Annotated in this window: 1 protein-coding gene; it reads right to left on the reverse strand. The window is 57.1% G+C overall.

Annotation, left to right across the window (positions count from 1 at the left end):
• Positions 1–266 (reverse strand): hypothetical protein (locus tag Q4563_RS20275; RefSeq protein ID WP_303605795.1); only part of this gene is annotated, 266 nt, incomplete at both ends.

Raw genomic sequence — 266 nt, forward strand, 5'->3', positions numbered from 1 at the left:
GAGCATGATCTTTCCCCTCGTTGGAGAGGTTCCTTTGGGTGCTGCAATCGGTCAGGTCAAAGTTGGCTGGGTCACCAAATCCGGGGGCACGAGCGGAGCGCATCATCAACAGATAGCCGGGCTGCTGTAATTGCTGCCACAGTTGGTCGGGGCTCAAGGACGGTTCTGCCTGCAGTTTGAGCGGCAAGCAGAACAGTAGCACCAGTGCCAGTATGGCGACTTGTGGTGTGCTGAGGTTGAGGTGTTGGCGCGGAGAGATACAGTAG

This window comes from Gilvimarinus sp. 1_MG-2023 (assembly GCF_030548285.1).